Origin of the sequence: Bacteroides sp. 4_1_36 (assembly GCF_003466325.1) — a bacterium.
GTDB lineage: Bacteria > Bacteroidota > Bacteroidia > Bacteroidales > Bacteroidaceae > Bacteroides > Bacteroides uniformis.
Genome location: NZ_QSOX01000001.1, coordinates 468,071 through 487,173, shown reverse-complemented (window position 1 = coordinate 487,173; position 19,103 = coordinate 468,071). Strand labels below are relative to the sequence as shown.

The following is a 19,103-nucleotide window of genomic DNA, read 5'->3' as shown; positions in this document are numbered from 1 at the left end:
TTAATTATGTAATTATGGCAGGTTTCCAATCACCAATAACAATAGCGCAGGCAATAGAACATATCCACCGGAATGAATACCTGTTACCGGCTTTTCAGAGAGATTTTGTATGGTCGGCAGAACAGATAGAAAAGTTGTTCGATTCTCTGATGAAAGGCTACCCGATCAGTTCCATGCTGTTTTGGAAGGTAAAAGGAGGAACAAAGACTGATTTCCGGTTTTATAAGTTTCTATCAGCTTTCATACAGTATCATCGGATATGCAACGATCCGATTCCTACAGACAATATCAACGATTTTTATGCGGTATTGGACGGACAACAGAGATTGACGTCATTGTATATCGGTCTGTGCGGCAGTTATGCGTACAAGGATTATAGGAAACGTTGGGATTATTCTGAATATAATTTCCCTACCCGGCATCTATATTTCAATATATCCCGTAAATACACACAGGAGGAAAGCGACAGGGAGTTTATCTTTTCCTTTGTTGACAAGAATATCTCCAAGGAAAATGATTTATTTATTGACAAGTCTAATGAAAAATGGTTCCGTGTAGGTAAGATTCTGGCTTTGCACCAGGATTACAATTATGGCATCGATGAATTTGCCGAGGACAATAACATAGACAAGGAATCCAAAAGACTGCTGAGACTGTTGGACAATGTCATCCACACCAAGCTCAATATAAATTTTTACGAGGAGGATGAACAGAAACCGGACAAAGCCGTGAATATTTTTATCCGGATCAATTCCGGGGGAACCGCATTAAGTTTTTCTGATATCCTGATGTCCATTGCCATTGCCAATTGCAAACAGATGGACGCGAAGACAGAAATCAATAATCTGGTCGAGCATGTACGTTCAAAAGGATTTAATATATCTCACGATTTCATATTAAAATCGTTCCTGTACCTGTATCATAAAGATGTGCGTTCCCTTATAACAAGTTTCAATCTGGGCTTTATTGAACTGGTGGAAAATAATTGGACGAGGATCAGGGATACCATTTCAAACCTGTTCGACTTGCTGAGATCTTTCGGACTGACGGATTTCACAATGACCTCATATAATGCCGCCATGCCCATACTATATTATCTTTATCACAAGGGCATATATCAGGATTTTTACAAAAAGATAGGAAATAGGGAGGATTGTGAAATCATAAAAAAATGGTTGTTCTCAATTCTGCTCCGCAGGGCATTCGGAGCAAGCGCGGATTCCGTGCTTGCACAGTCAAGAAGGGCATACACAACAGACATCACCGGCAGCTATATAAAAGAAACCGTGACCTTGTTCCCGGCAACGGAAATAAACTCGGAAATCAGGAAACTGTCGGATGTAGGTGACGATTTTATAGAAGACCTGCTTTACAGCCAGAAAGATTCACGATACAGTTTTCCAATATTGGCCATGCTGTATCCGGATCTTGATTACAGAAACAATAACTTCCATCAGGACCACCTGCACCCAGCCTCTGCATACAATGATCTGGAAGAGAAAGACAAGGAAAAATACGGCTGGCAGGTCTACAATTCCATCCTGAACCTGCAGATGCTCGATGCCAATGAGAACGAGTCTAAAAACGCCAAACCATTGGAGAAGTGGGTCAGTGAACAGACCCGGAACAAGGATATGCGGAAATTCATGGAGGACCATCTTATCCCGGATACGGATCTTTCATTGTCCAATTTTTCTGATTTTATAGAAAAACGAAAGGCTATGCTGGTTCAGAGAATCAGAAAGATGATTAACTGATTGATATCAAAGGTATTTGCGGATATTGTTCTTCTTGCCGGAAACACTCCGGTTACGAAAATATTTTTTAAGGCAGAAATTTGTTGGAGACAATGAATTTTGATTATGAATGAAAATAATGATGCTCCTTGGAGCGGAACGGAATGCAGTTTTACCCTTCCAGGAAATTTCCTGGAAGGGAAGGATGTACATTGGTGGACAATAGTGTTATTTGCGAATCCTGTACGGAATACTCAGCTGCTGCCTGTACCCTCCGATCCCGAACGTAGTCGTGACCTCCTCCACGAGATACACGCCGTTCTTGGACGGGTTACGGAAATCGATCAGTTCCACCTGTACGGCAGGAGACAGCCCGAAATCTCCGAATATGGTCACGTTGCCGGTGATTCCATTCAGGTTGTAATTCCGGAAGTATTCAGTTGTCTCTTCCACAAGCCGGTCTGAATTGATGCCTACGTGCGGTGACATATACGGTACGATGGTATAAGTGGACAAATCCACCTTTGTTTTGGTTTTTGCCCCCGAAGCCGTCGTGTTTCCGGTCACCTTATGTGTCTTTTTTGAAATTTGGGTGGCATTTACCGTTTGGAACTCCTTGCTGCCCGGTACTGCCGGATCATATTCCGGATTCATGCGTACCGTCACTTCAAAGAACTTCTCGTCCGTTCCAAGCGCCTTGCCCGTCACCGCCAGAAACTTCGGGTCGGTCTTGACCACTTTCAGGTTGCTTTGCGCCACATGTTCGTTAAAATATATCTTGAACGGCCCGGCCGGGCCGTCTTCCGGAAATACCGGCTGCGCCTTGCTGGACGAATAAGGACGTCCGACAGCAATGGAAGGCATGACGCCTTCGTCCTCAGCGTCGTATTTCAAAAAACAATAAATCTTATATTTCGACCATTCGGAAAGAATGTCCGCCACCGTAAAGTTATCCGTCACCTTGATCTTGCCGATATGGATATCAAACCGTTTTGTATCGGAATGTATCTTGAAACCGGTATCTTTCAAGATGTTGTATTTCCCATCCAGCACATCATTCACGGTTGTCCCCTTTGCCGGAGTTTCGAAATGGGGCGCCTGTTTCAATTTAAGTTTGTAGGCCATATTCTCACATTGTATTTCCAATGTACTGTCCGAGTTGTAGCCGGTAATGTAACCGTCAAACATATTTTTCAATACACCGTTATACCCCAGCTTGATATTGATGCGTTGCCCAACTTTAAAAGTCGTCTCATCAACCAGGTGTTGTGTGCTGCGCTTTTCGATAATCACACCATCCTGCATGACCTCTGTCGTTATCCGGGACACGTCTTTCCCTTCCAGTGTCATATTGCCTATAATCGTCGAACGGCATACGGTACCTTTCGGGAACGTGACTTTGGCCGTCCCGATCAGCTTCTTGTAGCTCTCGTTAATCTCAAGCGTATGAACCTCCGTTATCTCCACTCCGCTGCGAATCTTCATCGGATTGGACGGATCGGCATCTCCAATGGTAATACGACAGCAGAGAACATCCATTGCGGCTACACCCATAGGCGTGTCAGTTTAAGCAATGAGGCGGGATCGACGATCTCCGTACCGAATTTGACATATTTGATCCATTTGTTCGTGTGCCTGATAGCCGTATCTGCCTTTTCCTGCCCGGCCAGTTTGAGCTCCACCGCTTCGGACGGCTCAACGGCGACACAATTGAGTGAATATGGCTGCACGTTCCTGCAGTCCGTCGGATGAAGCGTATACCCCTGTATAATCAGCTGTGAGATATTGAACTGGCGCAATACCGTATTGTCACAATCGACAACCCCCTTGTATTGTACCAGTTTAATAAATTTGGAAACTTCCGCTTCCGGATACACATCCGGATATTTGGATGTGATTTTACCGTTGATGGTGATCTCAAGGTCACCGCCGGATATATATTCCTTACGGGTATAATCACGCCCCTGCACTTGTGTCAACAGGATATTGTTCCGGCTGCCGATTTGTATCTGTGGTCCCAGGTCCACGAATGTAACCAGGCCGTATTGGCTGTTGGGCAGCACCTTGCACTCACTGTTGTCGTAATATTTGCCCTCTTTGGATATGGAGAGTTCCAGAAAATCCGCTACCGTCCGTCCGACAATGGAATCGGTATGGCTTTTCTTCTGTGCCACGGCCTGCTGCTCGCTGATAAGACGGTAGTACTGTCCGGTCTTGTTGGCCAGGCTGGATTGTGATTGTGTCTGAAGGTATTTATCCCGTACCTGTTGTTCCCAATATTTAAGGTATCTGGGATATGAACGCAACAATCCGTAGGCCGTTTGTGAGGTTATTTGTACCGCTGCCCGTTTGAGCAGGTCATGATGTTTGGAGAAATAATGCACCTGCCCGTCCTGCAATTCGGCCAGCCCCATGCCCATGGCAAGACGGGCTGAGTTGCTGATATAGCTGCCAATCGAACCGTTTCCAAGTATCCCCCCGCTTAACAAGGTCGAGGATGCAATTTGTATCAGTCTTCCCATTTTTTATAGTTTTTTTATGCGTTCCATGATGCGTCAAAGTCGTGGACAACATCAATAAGCGCCTGTGCCAGTTGTTCCTTCAGGTTCTGTATCTCTTCCGTCTGTCCCTCCTTTGATTTCATCAGGTCGATAGTCCTTACACTCAGCAGGCTGTCGATGTTTACGATAACTTGTTTGGGGGCTGCGGATGACAGTTTGCCCGTGCCCGAGTAGTTTCCGCCGGCACCTCCGTCATCCAGGTGTGAATTGGTGATCGGATTCGTGTCGAACGGACGGGTATCGTTGGAGTCCGGTTCGTTGCTGTACTGTCCGGGTGTAAATCCTGCTGTACGAAGGATATTCTCGGCCGCCTCCGCTGACCCGCCAAACGTTTGCCGGAGTGATGAAAAGAATTTGACAAGGACATTGTGTGCCAGTTTACGGTTGGCAATATTGTCTATACGCTGCTCGTCCGTGGCATCCTGTCCCAATGTCCGCTGTTTCCACCGGCCTTTCTCATCCTGTTCGAACCCCCAGCTCCTGAGCCTGTTAAAATCGAAACCGCCCTTACGCATAAACTCCTGCGCGTCTGCGGCGCTCGAGATGGCGTTACGGTAGGCTGTTGCGGCCCGTATAATCTCCGGTACGGTCTGCGTGTTCATGTACCGGGCGTAATCGTATGTCCGGGCGGCCACCGCTTCCGGCTTGTCACCAATATCATCCACATAGACGATTTTACCGTCCCTTACGTTCCATAGTGACTTGTCCAGATCCTTGTCCTGCTGGCCGAAACGTTCCTGTACCGTTTTAAGGAAGGCGTCGACGTCCAGTGCCGTACCCATCTTGCCGAATTCGGCGTAGGCAGCGTCAATACGTGTCTGGCTGTCCCGCTTGGCGAGGGTCACAAGCGCCTCCCTTATGTCGTCCTGACGTGCCTTGTCCATATTGTATATATGCTCGCGCGACACCATGCCTTCTGAGGAGGCAATGGCAAACTCTCCCAGAAATCCCGTCCACCAGTTGGATGTGAACGCACCTATCTTACGTCCCGAAGCCTCTTCGATGCTCTTCCCCGCCACAACCTCGTCCACGGCACGTTTTGTCTTGAGCGCCATATTGTAGGTCTCACTCAAAGAGGAATGGAGGGCCTCTATGGACGGATAACGGTACTTGCGGTTCGAGGCGATTTCTTCCAGTACGGCATCCTTCGCCTCCTTTATCTTCCAGGTCTTATATGCCACCCATCCCAGAGCACCGGCCAATGCAGCGATTCCCGCCGTGGCAGCCACCGCTCCCGTGCCCATGGCACTCAGGGAGGCGGCTGCGCCTGTCAGGCTGCCACCTGTGGCCACCTGTGTTGCGAACAGCGACTGCAGCACACCCTTCGCCCCGACAACACCGCCTCCGGACATCAAGGTACGCGTCATAGCTCCCCGTCCTGCCACGCCTGCGGACTGCATGGCCGAGACAATGGCCCTCTTTTGTCCGAAAGACATCTTGCCGGGACTCCCCATATCCAACAATCCCTGTACAGATCCGACGGCCGCCGTCGCCGCCGATTGTCTGCCGATAAAGCCCATGGCGATACCGATATTGGTCAGGGCACCGGCCACCTTGAACAGCCGGACAGCCACCGCTCCCGTAAAAGCAAGCGGTTCTATCCAATGAAAGTTGCGTGCCACCCAAGCCCCGATATTACTTATGACGGTAAATATGTCCAACAGGGCGTTCCCGACAGAAAGCAGTCCGCGGGTAAATTCCGGAGCCTTGAATTTATCCAGAAAGGAACGCAGAACGGCACGTACCGAGGGTTCCATCACCTCGAACGCGCGCATGAACCCCTCGCTCAGCTGGGAGGTAACCTGCGCCCACAATCCCTTAGTGGTATCCTGCTTTACAAGTGCCAGTTCCGCCGATATTCCCTGGGAACCTCTATTATGGGAGCTGAGTGCACGCAGCTGGTCGTAATTACGGACAAACATCATAGCTGCATTCCCCCCGATTTTTCCAAAAATCGCCTGCATGTCCGCCATTGAGGCGCCTTTCCTGTTCAGCTCCTCGAAGATGTCCGCTATGGGGCGCAACTTCTCCACCCGTACCCCCTCCACGTCACGCTTTTCCGTGAATTTGACGCCCAGGCGGTCCAAAACCTCCCGGGCCTCTTTCGTAGGCTTGGCAAAACGGGTGGACATGGCCCGCAGCGAGGTACCCGCCAGTGTTCCTTTCAACCCCATATTGCCCAGCAGGCCTATGGCGGCACTGGCTTCCGTGAACTCCACACCGGCCATACGCAGGTAACCGGCAGCCATTTTATAGGATTCCGCTATTTCGACGATATTGACATTCGAGCGGGAGATGGTCGACGCAATAATGTCCGCCACACTATCCATACTGTCGTTATGGATATCATAGCCAGCCATGATGTTCGTGGCCAGGTCGGCAATATAGGACACGTCATTGTCCCCGATGAGCGCCAGGTTCGTGACCGGCCGGATGGATTTGTGGATTGTCTCGATATCCATGCCGGCCATGGAAAGGAACTTGACGGCGCCGGCGATCTCCACAGCAGTATATTTCGTATCGATTCCTATCTTGCGGACATGGCGGGCCATGTTGTCGAAGCGGGTCTCAAAAGATCCCAGATCCATGTCGGCCACGCGCAGGATGGATCTGGCCGACTTCATGATATTGGCATATTCGACAGCGTCGGACAGTTCCGAACGTACCAGGCTGTAGCCCATGTAGGCGTTCAGCATGGAAGCGAAAGGCAGATTCCTCAGCGAGGGTGCCTTCGAATATTGGATACGGTTGATGGCCGCACGTCGCTTGCTACGGTAAAGTGTCCCGGCAGCGGTATGTTCCCGTTGCATCAGCCGTACGGACTGCATAGCGTTACGCTGTTCCTGTTTTCTTGCCGCCTGTTCCGCCTTGCGCTGTTCCGTCTCGGCTTTCCGGCGTGCCTGTTCTGTCTGCCGGCGTAACTTTTCCGCTTCGCGGGCGGCATCCTTACGTTCCCGTTCCCTGGTACGGGCTTCGTCGGTACGCCGTTTCTCCTCTGCGGAGGCCCGGGCCGATTCCTCCTTGCGACGCTGGTCGGCAGCAAAAACATCCTCGGCATGTGCAAGTTTCTGGCGATGCAGCTGTTGCCGGGCATAAAGACGCTCCATCAGTTTCTGCTGTGCCTTTTCCGGCATGACGAATGTTCCCGGGGCATAAGGAACGGGAACGGAAGGAAACAAGCTCCCCACGGACATTCCACCCTGCATGCCCAGGCCCGGGCGGGATTCCCCCTTGATACGTTCCAGCAGGGAAAGCACACGTTGCAGCCGGTTTTCCGCCGTATCGGTCCTGATTTGCAGCTCCCTGCCGCGCTCCACGGAAACCAGGGCGGAATTGATTTTGCCGATGGCCTTGGTTATGCGCTTCTGGGCGTCGACCATCGTACCTACTGAAGAGGCCGCATTTTTCTCAATTTCGGCCTTGCGAATCTCCGCAGCTTTCTTCTCGTAAAGATTTTTAGCGGCGGTTTTGATTTTCCTGCTGTCGAGCACCTGTCCCGCATTAATGGTCAGGCTGATGCCTTTGGAAAGGGCCGCAATGTCCGTAAGCAGGTTTTTGACACGTTCCAGCTTCTCCTCACTGCTCCTCGTGTCAATGGTCAACCGATAGTCAAAACTACGCTTCTTCCCATTTTTGGTACGGAAGACACGGTCAACTTCGTTCATCATTGTCTTGATGTTGTTTACCGCAGGGGACAGCGAGGCTTTCGCCTGCACCAGCTTGCCCACAGCCTCACCGAAAGCTATGACCTGTTTAGTGCCTTGCGAGGCGTCGACGTTGATGGTATAATTGACCTGATAGTTTTGTTCCTGAGCCATGATTGAAGGGAATGTCGCATTAAAAGAGTAGTGTCACCGGAAAGGACGGGGTTTAAAGCGAAGCCGCCGTAACCCCGGAGGATTACAGCGGCCGTTCAGGGTATCCTCTCCGGCATGGAAACCGGCAACGGCATGCGGCTGGCAAGCATCTGCTCGTGCAGCCACAGCGCCTCTTCGGAGAGCATGGCGAACTCCTCGTCAGAGATCGTGTCAAGGTTGACGCCGGGGAAGTAGTGGCGGATATAGACAGTCCGCTGGCGGATACGCTGATCGTCCGTCACCACCCACCGGCCTATAAGTTTACCAGGAGACTCTGCCGCGTGGTGATAAGTTCGGAAAGTTGTCCCATAAGTCCGAAAAGGAAGAGTGACTCGTCATCCACAAGTTCCTTGTCGCCATCCACAAAACAGTCCCGGGCAAGTGTGCGCATGGCCATGACCTCGTCTTTTTTTGATGCGGCCATGAATTTGCTGAATTGTGGAAAGTTCGGTTCGGACATATAAGCCACATAAGTCTCTTTCTCGCCGTTGGACGTGTCTCCGAAGACCACCATCGGATAAATTTTACGGAGCTTCTTCTCTTCTTTCAATTTGAGAGCTTTTTCCTTGATTTTAGTTTCCTGTTCCAGTGAAAGCATTTTTTCGTCCATGTCGAATATTGTTTTGATTCATCGAAAGAGTAGGGCAAAGAACGGTGAAAAGATTATATGGGCATACATTTTATCCGGTATGGACCAAACATAGGGTTTTATTATCCATATATAATATGATGAAGCTACCGGCTGATCGTAACACTGCATTTCCGGGCAAGAGCCCGTTTAAAACAAATCTTCAGGAAATAAAAGCAGATAATACATTATATTTATTTGTAAAACAAGATATAATCACTATATTTGCACATTATCAAATACGAATGATTATGTGCAAATCAAATGATTATATACATAAAACAAGCCAATATATCAACGAAACGTTTGATTTGAAGGTTGATATTGCGCCCATTGGAAGAGAGGTCTTGAATATGTTCCCGGTCAATATAACCGCCGGATACCATTTTTATACGGCAAACCTGCTGGGCCGGGAAGTCTTTCTTTTATGCAGTACGGACAGTTCCGCATATACGCCGGGGCAAATACAGAGGCAGAAAGAACTGGTCGAGCGGAAGGTCCGGCATCCGGTAATATTTGTATTTGACATGATGGCGTCTTATAACATACAACGCCTTGTCAGACAACGCGTAAATTTCATTATACCGCCAAGACAGATGTTCATACCGGATTTACTGATTGACCTGAAACCTCAAAAGGCCCCCAAAGAGGAAAAAGGGACACAAATTCCGGCGATAGCCCAATGTGCCATCCTTTATCATCTGGAAGTAAATTCCCTTGCCGGCAAGGGTACTTATGAGATTGCAGACCTGTTTAAAGTCTCTTATGCCAATGCAAACCGGGCGGTCAGATGGTTGGAGGAAAAAGAAATCGTAACTTTGTCCGGGATTAAGACAAAGAGTCTGGAATTCAAATCCGCAAAACATGAACTATGGGACAGGGCGCTGCCGTTTTTGGCGAACCCCGTCGAACGGGTGGTGTATACGGATATCCGCCCGGATGACACTCTTTCCATAAGCGGCGTGAATGCCCTGTCGGAATATTCGATGCTCAACAGGGAAAGGAACGGCAGCTATGCGGTTTCGAAAGAAGAGTTCCGCAGGTTGCAGTTCCGGACAGACAAGGAATATGGAGAGAACCGTATTGAAATATGGCGTTACAATCCGAAACTGTTGCAGGACAATGGAATAGTGGACAAGCTGTCTTTATTCCTGTCCATGAAAGATATCGGGGACGAACGGATTCAAATAGAATTGGAGAACATGATAAATAATATACAATGGTAAGAGGTATAGAGAAATTCAAAGAATTTTTTGTAGGTTACGAAGACAACTATGTCATTATCGGAGGTACCGCCTGCGAAGTGCATGAGGAAATATATGCACAGAATCCGAGGGCGACCAAGGACATAGACATTATTCTGATAGTGGAAGCCCTGTCTTCAGATTTTGTCGCTAAATTTTGGGAGTTCGTAAAAGTCGCCGGATATGTGAGTCGGAACAAAGGAACGGGCGAAGGGGAACAGCGGCATGAATATTACAGGTTCAAGGAGCCCTCAGCCCCGGAATTCCCCTATCAGGTGGAACTTTTTTCCAGAAATCCCGGACTTGTCAATTTTCCGGAGGATGCCCATATCACACCGGTTCCGGTTGACGAGGACTTGTCAAGCCTGTCCGCCATTCTGATGGATGATGATTATTACAATTTTACAATTGCCCACAGCAGACTGGAATACGGGGTGCATATTGCCAATATTGAAAGCCTTATCTGTCTGAAATGCAAGGCTTATCTGGAAATGCTCGGACGAAAGGACAATGGAGAGCAGGTGGACAGCAGGCATATTGCCAAACATAAGAAAGATGTGTTCAGACTGGCTGCAATGCTTTCTCCGGCAGATATCCATACGGTACCCGACACTCTCAAGAAAGACATTGACGGATTCTGCGGGAGTGTTAAGGACGAACTGCCCAATGCGGACTTTTTCAAATCAGCCGGACTGAAAGACGTTACGGCGGAACAATTGTTGAAACAACTCAAGGATAATTTTACAACGCAATGATGAAAATTCAATATGCTTCCGACCTTCATCTTGAATTCAGGGAGAACAGTTGCCTCTTGAGGGACGATCCGTTGTCTGTTGCCGGAGAAGTGCTTGTGCTTGCCGGTGACATTGGATATATCGGTGACGAGAACTATTCCAGACATCCGTTTTGGGACTGGGCTTCCGAAAATTACAGGGAGGTCATAGTGATCCCCGGCAACCACGAGTTTTATAAAATGTTCGACATTGACAAACTGTATAACGGCTGGTCGCTCAAAATCAGGGAAAACATCACCTGCCACTACAACTCCGTTATTTCATTGGATGAAGATACCGACCTGATTGCTACCACACTCTGGTCCCATATTCCGTTGCAGGATGCCTATGCGACGGAAAGTGCCATCACCGATTTCCGCAGGATACGCCATGGCAGTGAGCCGTTGGACTATACAAGATTCAACGACGAGCATTCACGTTGTCTTCGTTTTTTAAAACAGGGCGTAATGCAGAGTACGGCCGGACATATCATTGTCGCCACGCACCATGTGCCGTCATTCGAGTTGATGGCTGCAGAATTCAGGGGAAGTCCGCTAAACGGGGCCTTTACTGTCGAGCTGGGGGACTTTATTGCAGACAGTCCGATTGAATACTGGATTTACGGTCATTCCCACCGTAATATAAACAAGGTTATCGGCCATACCCGATGTATCTGCAACCAATTGGGATATGTGTCCGGCAATGAGCACCTGTCCTTTGACAGGGAAGCGCATATTTCCATATAGCCCGGGCTTGTAACGTTCCTGATATACCAGACGGCCTGTCCGCCGGAATTACGTTTCCGACAGACAGGCCAATTTCAGCATACCCGACCAAGGAATGATCATAAAAATCGGGGAGCTACCAATTTCCCTTCGATACCGCACATTTTCAGGGCGGCGGTATTTTCCCTGTTAAAGGAGATCAGGCAGGATGGCGCCCCGGCAGTGCCTCCCTGCTCTCCGGTGACATGATAGAACCTGAGCCGCCCCCTGATGAAAAGTATTGTGTCCGCATAAGGGAATATCAGTTCATGAAACAGCCGGGTGTCCGTGCGGGCAAAAGTGAGCGCAATAGCATTCCGGTGCTCCACACATTTACGGATAAAGCGGACAATCAGCGGCGTGTCATAGGGCGGATTACAAAACACCCGCCCGAACCATGGCTGCCGTAACCCGTCATCCTCGACGGTGTAGTGATGCCTCGCCGTATCCCATGGACGGTTTACCGGTGAACACGGGTCCAAATCGAATTCTCCCAACCTGTCAAGCAAACAAGGAGGTGTAAGCCATTCATTTTTTCCGGTGGAAGATTTTCCTTCAAAGGTCACATTCATGACAAGTCAGATTGTATCGCCGTTACCTATCTGAATATCAAACGGATTCAAGTCGAACTCATGCGTGATGTTGGTATCATCCTGCTGCGACTCAAGACAGTCCTCCGTAAAGATACATCCTTTGAGTGTCACCGTTGTGGTCGTCCAGTCATCACTGGCCATGGGGTTGGCAAAGCTGATGATCAGGTCGAACTCACCGATTTCGAGCAACGAGCCATAGACTGAACGCAACAATTGTTGCGTGGCATAGTCCATTGTGATACTCGCCGTATAGGTAATGTTTCCGAATCCGCGGCTGACAGGTTTTCCACCCATGCCATAGTTACTTTCCACCTTACGTTTTTTCGACCATTTGATAGCGGACACACCTTCAAGGGTCGTGGATCCCTCGTCAATTCCCAGGGCGGTCGATGACAGGGTTATCATAGACCATGAATATGCCACATTATTAATTATTGCCATTTTCTATGATTTGTTTGCGGTTAATGAAAGTCCTTCCTCTACATAAATCTCCACAGCCACCCCGACAGGCACAAGGACATAGGAGATGCGGAGCGTATCGTCCACCAGTACATTCTGGTTCGGATCGATAGTGACAGCATATCCTGAAATTTCCTGTGCCGCCTGCATCTTGGCCAATATATCCCCGATGAGTGTTTTGAATGCGGTGATCTTCGACGGGGCAAGGAACCCGGTTGAAGGATTGACCATCAACGGGGAATTCACATATGGCAACAGTGCGGCACGCACGGCGCGGCGACTCTTGTTGATAGTACGGTTTCTTGCGATGGTGCGGAAATCACCCGTTGAGCAGGTCTGGTCCTTTGAAATATAAATACCGTTCTCACGGCCGGCGTACTTGATGGGGAAAATATAGCCCTTGTCATCAAGTTCGTCAAGCAGTGACGGGGACAACGACTCATACCGGTTCAGGCTGATAAAATGTTCCTCCGCCTCGTCAAGGCTGATATCACCGAACCCCAGCTCTATCTCCTGAAAATCATCCGTGAAGAGGTTGAACTGTTTGACCCATGCTATGGATTCATGGACGTTCGCCTTGGCAATGGCACCCATGACCGCGCCCAAGAATCCTACCGGTGTGTGATTCTTGTTGCGCATCTGCATCGTGGAGATCTTTTCGTGATGCGCCTGGCCGAATATACAGCTGATACGACTTGACTCACAGATACATGACGGTATTCTATTCAAGTCAATCTGACGCCCCTCAGTCGTGTCCGCCCCTGTATTGGATGGATTGGCGGAGAGTATGAGTGACAGGGGCTGGTTCTGTCCGGCAAGCCCTACAGCCACATCATTAAGTCCCTTTACCAGGTTGAGATTGTACTCTCCGGAAGTCCCGTTCGCTTTCCACAGCGGCTGTTCCGTCCAAATTCCCATCTGGTTGATCATGCCTCCGGCGGCACGCTGCATGATTTCGAGTGCGTCCCAGTTTGCAGAACAGTCAGCAAACATCACATAGAGTTTTCCTGAACCGTTCAGATTGCCTGACATCCGGAAAAACTCACGAATATGGTAGGCAGGAATACCATGCAGAAAATTGACGTTCATCTCCTCCTCGTCGGTAGCCTCCACACGCTCAACAATACCGAAATCCTTAACGGCGGACTTGAATGAGGTGATGTAGCATACATCCCCCGGTTTAAGCTTCGTTTCATTGGTTTTGCCATACCCTTCCGTAAAGAGTGTGGGTTGGAGGGAAATATCAAACAATAATCCCGTCACCTTCTCGTTGGAAGAACCGGTCTCGTAAGGGATATTGCCGTCCACATCCTTGATAAAGACATTGCCGAGTGCCATTATGGTTTTGTTTTAAGTTCGTTATAAAAAGGGTTTTTGTAAAGTACAGCCCCGCCTCTGACAGTTGCCGCCGTGTCCGGAGTGTAGGTTCCACCATGCCTGTCGATATACAGGGACGGATATGCAGGGAATTTTTCCAAAAGGGCCAGTATATACGGGTCTGCCGCCTCGTCCTCCGTATTCCCTGTATTCTCAGCCGGGACGGGCCGTTTGTCTTCAACCGTAGCGGATATTTTCTCGGACGTTTCCGGTATTGCTTCCGCCGGAAGTTCCGGTGCGGCAACCTTGTTGCCTTCTTTTTGAGGTTCCTCCTCCGTATTTATTTTTTTTGCCATAACAGTGGAATAAAAATGGGGAACGGGGCTCTGACCTCCGCTCCCCGGGTGGATATTGAAAAATGAAGAAAGGTGTGTTATTCGCTCTTTTTGTAGGCGGTATGCACCACGATCTCCGCGGGACGGACAATGTTCACGTCCATTTTCATGCGCATCTGGAAAAAGAACAGTTCGGAGTTGGCCTGCAACCGGTCAATTTTCAGAATATCCGTATCGTTGGCATAATCCACCCCCATCCAAAGATTGGAGTCCATCCCGGTGGAAAACTCGCCGAGCACCATCGTATGTTCGGGAATTCCCACGATCGGGATAATCCTCTTGCCTTTAAAGCGATAGCGGTTGACCTCGGTATTTTCGGAGTATTTGACCTGTTTGTCCGAGATATACTGGTCATACGCGTCCCAAGCATCCCATCCTACCACAAAGGCCAAGGATGTCTTCTTGCGGATTTGTTTGGGACATTTTTTCCACATCGCATAAAGAGCCGCTTCCACCGCCGCACCGTCCGTCAACTCGGTCGTTCCCGAAACGATACACTGTCCGCCGGCAACTACCTGCGTGTCCGTAGAGTTTACATTGTCGAGGATGCGTTTGACAACACCATCAAAATACTTCTCCTTGTTGGCACCAATTTTCGTACAGCCTTCCGGTGCGGTGATTTTTGCCACCGTATCTCCGCCACGTGCGGAGGTCCATATGGCATTACCGATGTATTCGTTTTTTTTGTCCATGAGCAAGCGAAGCATCGTGGCTTGGATTTTCGGGTCAAGTTCCCGGAATACAAGACTGCCCTCCGGTTGTGCGAAACGCCAGTACTTTTCATAGTCCCTGGGATTGAATTCAAGGTAAACCATAAAATCGGAGGGCTCAAGATACCGTTCGGTGAACTGGTACTCGTTCGAGCCGTCATCCCCTTTGGAACCGTGAATGGGCTGTGGGGTCGGCACATTGTCCTGAATGATATTGCCCAGCTTGATGGCAGGGAGTGTATAACGGTGCTGGATGCCCGTCTTGATATGGATCAGTCCTTCACGAACCGTATCATTACCCTGCACGGTATAGGTCAGCAGGTCCTCAAGAACCTCGCCGCTATATCCATTTTGAAGAAAATTTACTGTATCGGCCATTGTCGTTTTAAGTTTTTCCGTTGAAATGTGAAACTCGGCCGACTGGCGGATACTTGTGTTTCCGCGCGAGGCCTGCGGCCTCCGGCATGTCAATTAAGATCGGATGTCTGCCTGTCAGAGTTTGCGGAACTTGAAATCCGCACCGACTACCTCGGCCACCTTCTCGGCCATCATCTGCTCGGCCGTCTTGGTCGCCTCCGCCGTGGCCTGGATGTTGGCCGGGTCATTGGCGATTTCTTTGGAGATGATCTCACGCGCGGGGATGGAAGCCAGTGTTTTTTCCGCCAACTCGAAGTTGGCCTCCGCCATCTCCACCCATTGCGCTTTTGCCTCACGGTCAATCTTGCCTTCGCCAATGGCGTTCTCCACCAGCGTTTCGATGCGGGATGTCCTCTCGTCCTTCTCCTTTTGTTCGTAAGTGGAGAGACGTGCCGTAGCAGCGGACAGATCCTTCTGCAAGTTCCGGATTGCAGCATCCTTACCGGCTATGACCGTTTGTGCGTCACTCAGGGCTTTCTGCACCTCTTTGTATTTAGGTTCCATCGCTGCCAGTTCGGAGATACGGGCCATCACGTCCTTGACTTCTCCGTCCTTCATGCCCAGCGAGGCGGCAATCGCCCCGTACTCAAAACCTTGTGTCTTGTTTTCGTTTGCCATATCGTTTTCTGTTTCTGTAAGAGTAGGAAAAATATCCTCAAAAGGTTTATTCCCCTCACTGACGCGGTCCATCAACTCCTGAATGGCCGCCGTGTCCGCCAGTCCGGCAATCTCGTCATGTACTTTGCGACAGAGCTGCTTCGATGTACGAATAATGTTCTCTGATGGAATGATGCCCGCTTTTACGGCAGCCTGCGCATCAAAATAAGTCCCGTCCTTGCCGGCCTGCCCGTCCATAATGGCGCGCACATGCTCCTTGGTCAAACCGAACCTTTTCCGATAAATCGTTTCTATCTGCCTGGTGAAAGCCAACAGCATGTCCGAAGGCTCTTCCCCGTCATTGTCCGGCAGTATAGGATTATGGATCATTAAAATGGCGTAGTCCCGCATAAGGGAACGTTTGCCCGCAGCCCAGATAATGGAAGCCATTGACGCCGCCACGCCCTCGATGACACATTCTGTGTCCACTTTGGCATTGGCGATGGTGGAATAAGTGGACATGCCGTAAAGGACACTGCCACCTTCCGAATTGATTAACACGCGGATACAGGATGGACGGATAATATTTTCAAGAAAGTCGAACTCGTCATTGAACCGGGAGGTGGTTTCTTCCGTTACGCGGCCGAAGAAACGGATAACGGCAGGTTCACCCGTTTTTGCTTCACCCACCACATATTGCAATTCTTCTGTACTCATGTTTTTCTTTTTATGGAAGAGTAGGCGTTAGACAAGATTATGGGTTAAAAACAGTTCCGGACGGGCTGTCCACCTGCACGCCACGCAACTTTAAGATCATTTTACAAGACATTTGGATATGGTAGCGGGACTTACTTCCCGGAATAATGACATTTAATCGAAAAATGACCATGCATTGTTTGAACGGACGAAGCGCCGGACCACCCTTTCAGATACCCATGCCGTGAATGTGCAAGGCCCCACCATCAAATGCCGGAAATCTCATCCTTGTTTCCGCCATGTACGCCTGTTTCCACCGCCTGACTGAATCCTGTCGCCTTATCATAGCCCGGTTCAGGGTGATAGCCGTGCCCGCCGCCGTCATGCTGCGGCGCATCGCCATGCTGCGTGAAAGGCGGCATGACCAGATAGCGCTTTACCCAGTCCCTGTATTTCCATGCGGAAGACTCCCGGAACCATACCTCATAGTCCACCCAATACGCCTGGAGCATATTAGTGGTGGTCGGCATGTCAAAATAGGTCAGGTTACACCGTTCGTTAAGGGCGGGTTCCCTGTTCTTGGCATCCTGAATGGCCACGTTCAGCCTCTGGAATACGATGAATGACTCGCATTCCCTATCCTCGTCCCCGTTGTTGAGCGTATTAAGAATGAAGCGTACACGCATGGTGGCGCGCCCCTCGCCGATTCTCTGCTGTTGCACCAGGTACCTCACGTTGACGAAATGGATAAAGACGGCCGGAAAAACGGTCTCATATTCCGTGTTTTCCCCACGTACGATACGGGCGAACTGTCCGTTGTCAATGGCTATGGTCTTGAAAAAGGGAGGTGAGAGCGGATCGTCCGGGTCCTCTTTTATGGTCTGTATGGCCCGCTTCACCGCCTGATACATGTTCACAAACGGATTTTCGGACACTTCTTCCGGCAGGCTTTCCTGCACGGGAGCCGGTTGATGCGGTTGTCCTACGGAATGCTTGTCCTTTATCATACGCCCGGGAATCCTTTAAAAATCATATCCATAAAATTATCAGCGATGTAATCCTCTATCTTCGGGGAGAAACCTATGAACTGGCGGTGTACGGGACGCCGTGAAGAATGCTGGTTTACGGTGTACAGACCAAATTTCGGGTCGGTATTGTGTACGGCGGCATAGTGCCCGTAGCGGTTCTTGCTGCGTCCCCGTTTGCCCTTAATCGGAATGCTCTTCTCGGTAGTCCATATTGAGTAGCGGGCCCCTTTACGGAATATCCGGCTGCCGTCGCTGCGCCGCCCCCTGATATCGGTCCTGTCCGCTTCTCCCTTGATACCTGCGGCAAGAGCTCCCGTGTCATTCATGACCGGATGTGTAAACTTCCGCCCCCAACGGGAGGTACGTGGCGTCCATGTGCCGCCGCAGAAACCTCCCGAGGGAAAGGAGGCAAGAAACTGCTGCCGGCTGTACTGTCCGGCCTCGGTGGCAAAATCAAACGTGTTACCCGCCAGACGGCTGGGCAGGAACGGATCCCAGCCTCCCTTTCCCCTTTCCCTCACCCAATGGGTGCAAAATTCATCGAGTGTTATCTTTTGCATGAAATTTTTCTTTTATCCGTTTTACAATTTTGGTCATGTGCTCCGGCAGCGGCATGTCGAAATAGCGGTGTGCCCTGGAAAAAATGCGTCCACCCGTGGCCAGACTCTCCCGGAAGACAGGATCGATCCTCTTCCTGTAATTTTCCGGAACGGGCAGTGCAGCCCGTACCGCGGCGAACCCGTCCGCTACCAGAAAACAACGGCATCCCCACTCAATGGGCGGTATCAACTCCGGCGGGAATTCCGATTTGCGGTACGAGAGCCCCTCGAGGGACAGATGCCACGCCCGCACCCGTTCGTCTCCCTGCGTCATATAGGTCAGCACCGTGTCCGTATCCACCGTGAGCCACCATGCCGCCATCGAAGCGGCGAAAAGCACCTGGCTGTTCTCTCTCTCCGCATAAATAAAGTTATACCGGCGGCATATCTCCCCGTATGTCTCCATATCCCGTTCATCCACTGTCTCAGGCATATCCTTGAACATCGCATACTCTTCGGCCGCCGCAAAATCAACCAGGTTGTCTATGGCAGCGATGAGAATGTCACGCTGCAGCCTCTCTCTCTCCGTCGTAAAGCTATTATGGTTTCTCAGAATCTCCAATGCACGGTCCAGGTCAATACGTAAACCTGTCAACGCTTTGTCTATCAGGAAAGAAGCACGCAAAGTGATGATGTCCTCCATAATATCGAGACGTTCGGCACTGTTTTCATAGTGGAGAATGAACCTGCGGAATGCCTCAAATATGACACGGTACTCCTTTTCCGTAC

The 19,103-nt window shown here is 49.9% G+C and carries 18 protein-coding genes; 4 read left to right on the top strand and 14 right to left on the bottom strand.

Annotation, left to right across the window (positions count from 1 at the left end):
• The first annotated feature begins 14 nt into the window (after window positions 1-14).
• Window positions 15-1,757, top strand: a complete 1,743-nt coding sequence (locus DXD65_RS02350) for a DUF262 domain-containing protein (protein WP_101602759.1) — start codon at window positions 15-17, stop codon at window positions 1,755-1,757.
• 207 nt (window positions 1,758-1,964) lie between these two features.
• On the opposite strand, the gene DXD65_RS02345 is transcribed toward DXD65_RS02350, so the two are convergent.
• The 5 genes from DXD65_RS02345 to DXD65_RS02325 form a co-directional block, all read right to left on the bottom strand.
• Window positions 1,965-3,290, bottom strand: a complete 1,326-nt coding sequence (locus DXD65_RS02345; RefSeq protein WP_101602760.1) for a hypothetical protein — start codon at window positions 3,288-3,290, stop codon at window positions 1,965-1,967.
• On the bottom strand, window positions 3,281-4,258 hold the full coding sequence (locus tag DXD65_RS02340; RefSeq protein WP_117652809.1) for a DUF6046 domain-containing protein: 978 nt from the start codon (window positions 4,256-4,258) through the stop codon (window positions 3,281-3,283). The genes DXD65_RS02345 and DXD65_RS02340 overlap by 10 nt, the downstream gene beginning before the upstream one ends.
• 14 nt (window positions 4,259-4,272) lie before the next feature.
• Window positions 4,273-8,115, bottom strand: a complete 3,843-nt coding sequence (locus tag DXD65_RS02335; protein ID WP_117887321.1) for a phage tail tape measure protein — start codon at window positions 8,113-8,115, stop codon at window positions 4,273-4,275.
• Between the two features lie 95 nt (window positions 8,116-8,210).
• Entirely contained in the window at window positions 8,211-8,399 is a 189-nt protein-coding gene (locus DXD65_RS02330) for a hypothetical protein (protein WP_226789690.1), read from the bottom strand.
• Between the two features lie 8 nt (window positions 8,400-8,407).
• Window positions 8,408-8,764, bottom strand: a complete 357-nt coding sequence (locus tag DXD65_RS02325; protein ID WP_032534345.1) for a hypothetical protein — start codon at window positions 8,762-8,764, stop codon at window positions 8,408-8,410.
• 269 nt (window positions 8,765-9,033) lie between these two features.
• On the opposite strand from DXD65_RS02325, the gene DXD65_RS02320 reads away from it, so the two are divergent.
• The 3 genes from DXD65_RS02320 to DXD65_RS02310 are packed head-to-tail and all read left to right on the top strand — an operon-like array spanning window position 9,034 to window position 11,545.
• On the top strand, window positions 9,034-10,008 hold the full coding sequence (locus DXD65_RS02320) for a hypothetical protein (protein WP_178285199.1): 975 nt from the start codon (window positions 9,034-9,036) through the stop codon (window positions 10,006-10,008).
• Window positions 10,002-10,781 carry a hypothetical protein gene (locus tag DXD65_RS02315; RefSeq protein WP_101602762.1) on the top strand — a complete coding sequence of 260 codons (780 nt, stop codon included), beginning with the start codon at window positions 10,002-10,004 and terminating at the stop codon, window positions 10,779-10,781. The genes DXD65_RS02320 and DXD65_RS02315 overlap by 7 nt, the downstream gene beginning before the upstream one ends.
• A complete protein-coding gene (locus DXD65_RS02310) occupies window positions 10,781-11,545 on the top strand; it encodes a metallophosphoesterase (RefSeq protein WP_101604277.1) in 765 nt (254 codons plus the stop codon). The genes DXD65_RS02315 and DXD65_RS02310 overlap by 1 nt, the downstream gene beginning before the upstream one ends.
• 98 nt (window positions 11,546-11,643) lie before the next feature.
• Here the strand turns inward: DXD65_RS02310 and DXD65_RS02305 are convergent, their stop codons facing one another.
• From DXD65_RS02305 to DXD65_RS02265, 9 genes are all read right to left on the bottom strand, one after another.
• On the bottom strand, window positions 11,644-12,135 hold the full coding sequence (locus DXD65_RS02305) for a DNA N-6-adenine-methyltransferase (protein WP_101602763.1): 492 nt from the start codon (window positions 12,133-12,135) through the stop codon (window positions 11,644-11,646).
• Window positions 12,136-12,141: 6 nt separating this feature from the next.
• Window positions 12,142-12,597, bottom strand: a complete 456-nt coding sequence (locus tag DXD65_RS02300) for a hypothetical protein (protein ID WP_032534349.1) — start codon at window positions 12,595-12,597, stop codon at window positions 12,142-12,144.
• A 3-nt stretch (window positions 12,598-12,600) separates the two neighbouring features.
• Complete coding sequence (locus tag DXD65_RS02295; RefSeq protein WP_101602764.1) at window positions 12,601-13,953, bottom strand: DUF2586 family protein; 1,353 nt, start codon at window positions 13,951-13,953, stop codon at window positions 12,601-12,603.
• Window positions 13,953-14,288 (bottom strand): hypothetical protein, encoded by a 336-nt coding sequence (locus DXD65_RS02290; RefSeq protein WP_101602765.1) that lies wholly within the window; start codon window positions 14,286-14,288, stop codon window positions 13,953-13,955. Before DXD65_RS02290 ends, DXD65_RS02295 begins: the two co-directional genes overlap by 1 nt.
• Window positions 14,289-14,365: 77 nt before the next feature.
• Window positions 14,366-15,415 carry a hypothetical protein gene (locus tag DXD65_RS02285; RefSeq protein WP_101602766.1) on the bottom strand — a complete coding sequence of 350 codons (1,050 nt, stop codon included), beginning with the start codon at window positions 15,413-15,415 and terminating at the stop codon, window positions 14,366-14,368.
• 114 nt (window positions 15,416-15,529) lie between these two features.
• The gene (locus DXD65_RS02280; protein ID WP_101602767.1) at window positions 15,530-16,768 is read right to left on the bottom strand and encodes a Clp protease ClpP; all 1,239 of its coding nucleotides are present in this window, start codon (window positions 16,766-16,768) and stop codon (window positions 15,530-15,532) included.
• Between the two features lie 245 nt (window positions 16,769-17,013).
• A complete protein-coding gene (locus tag DXD65_RS02275) occupies window positions 17,014-17,754 on the bottom strand; it encodes a hypothetical protein (RefSeq protein WP_101602768.1) in 741 nt (246 codons plus the stop codon).
• Window positions 17,751-18,335, bottom strand: a complete 585-nt coding sequence (locus DXD65_RS02270; RefSeq protein ID WP_101602769.1) for a hypothetical protein — start codon at window positions 18,333-18,335, stop codon at window positions 17,751-17,753. The genes DXD65_RS02275 and DXD65_RS02270 overlap by 4 nt, the downstream gene beginning before the upstream one ends.
• Window positions 18,313-18,948 (bottom strand): phage minor head protein, encoded by a 636-nt coding sequence (locus DXD65_RS02265; protein ID WP_101604278.1) that lies wholly within the window; start codon window positions 18,946-18,948, stop codon window positions 18,313-18,315. Before DXD65_RS02265 ends, DXD65_RS02270 begins: the two co-directional genes overlap by 23 nt.
• Window positions 18,949-19,103 lie beyond the last annotated feature (155 nt).

What these genes read in the sequence shown, in the direction of transcription:
- DXD65_RS02325 (WP_032534345.1), bottom strand. Translation starts at nt 8,764, where the DNA reads ATGGACGAAAAAATGCTTTCACTGGAACAGGAAACTAAAATCAAGGAA.
- DXD65_RS02340 (WP_117652809.1), bottom strand. Translation starts at nt 4,258, where the DNA reads ATGGGAAGACTGATACAAATTGCATCCTCGACCTTGTTAAGCGGGGGG.
- DXD65_RS02300 (WP_032534349.1), bottom strand. Translation starts at nt 12,597, where the DNA reads ATGGCAATAATTAATAATGTGGCATATTCATGGTCTATGATAACCCTG.
- DXD65_RS02350 (WP_101602759.1), top strand. Translation starts at nt 15, where the DNA reads ATGGCAGGTTTCCAATCACCAATAACAATAGCGCAGGCAATAGAACAT.
- DXD65_RS02275 (WP_101602768.1), bottom strand. Translation starts at nt 17,754, where the DNA reads ATGATAAAGGACAAGCATTCCGTAGGACAACCGCATCAACCGGCTCCC.
- DXD65_RS02335 (WP_117887321.1), bottom strand. Translation starts at nt 8,115, where the DNA reads ATGGCTCAGGAACAAAACTATCAGGTCAATTATACCATCAACGTCGAC.
- DXD65_RS02270 (WP_101602769.1), bottom strand. Translation starts at nt 18,335, where the DNA reads ATGCAAAAGATAACACTCGATGAATTTTGCACCCATTGGGTGAGGGAA.
- DXD65_RS02315 (WP_101602762.1), top strand. Translation starts at nt 10,002, where the DNA reads ATGGTAAGAGGTATAGAGAAATTCAAAGAATTTTTTGTAGGTTACGAA.
- DXD65_RS02295 (WP_101602764.1), bottom strand. Translation starts at nt 13,953, where the DNA reads ATGGCACTCGGCAATGTCTTTATCAAGGATGTGGACGGCAATATCCCT.
- DXD65_RS02305 (WP_101602763.1), bottom strand. Translation starts at nt 12,135, where the DNA reads ATGAATGTGACCTTTGAAGGAAAATCTTCCACCGGAAAAAATGAATGG.
- DXD65_RS02290 (WP_101602765.1), bottom strand. Translation starts at nt 14,288, where the DNA reads ATGGCAAAAAAAATAAATACGGAGGAGGAACCTCAAAAAGAAGGCAAC.
- DXD65_RS02320 (WP_178285199.1), top strand. Translation starts at nt 9,034, where the DNA reads ATGTGCAAATCAAATGATTATATACATAAAACAAGCCAATATATCAAC.
- DXD65_RS02280 (WP_101602767.1), bottom strand. Translation starts at nt 16,768, where the DNA reads ATGAGTACAGAAGAATTGCAATATGTGGTGGGTGAAGCAAAAACGGGT.
- DXD65_RS02285 (WP_101602766.1), bottom strand. Translation starts at nt 15,415, where the DNA reads ATGGCCGATACAGTAAATTTTCTTCAAAATGGATATAGCGGCGAGGTT.
- DXD65_RS02345 (WP_101602760.1), bottom strand. Translation starts at nt 3,290, where the DNA reads ATGGGTGTAGCCGCAATGGATGTTCTCTGCTGTCGTATTACCATTGGA.
- DXD65_RS02310 (WP_101604277.1), top strand. Translation starts at nt 10,781, where the DNA reads ATGAAAATTCAATATGCTTCCGACCTTCATCTTGAATTCAGGGAGAAC.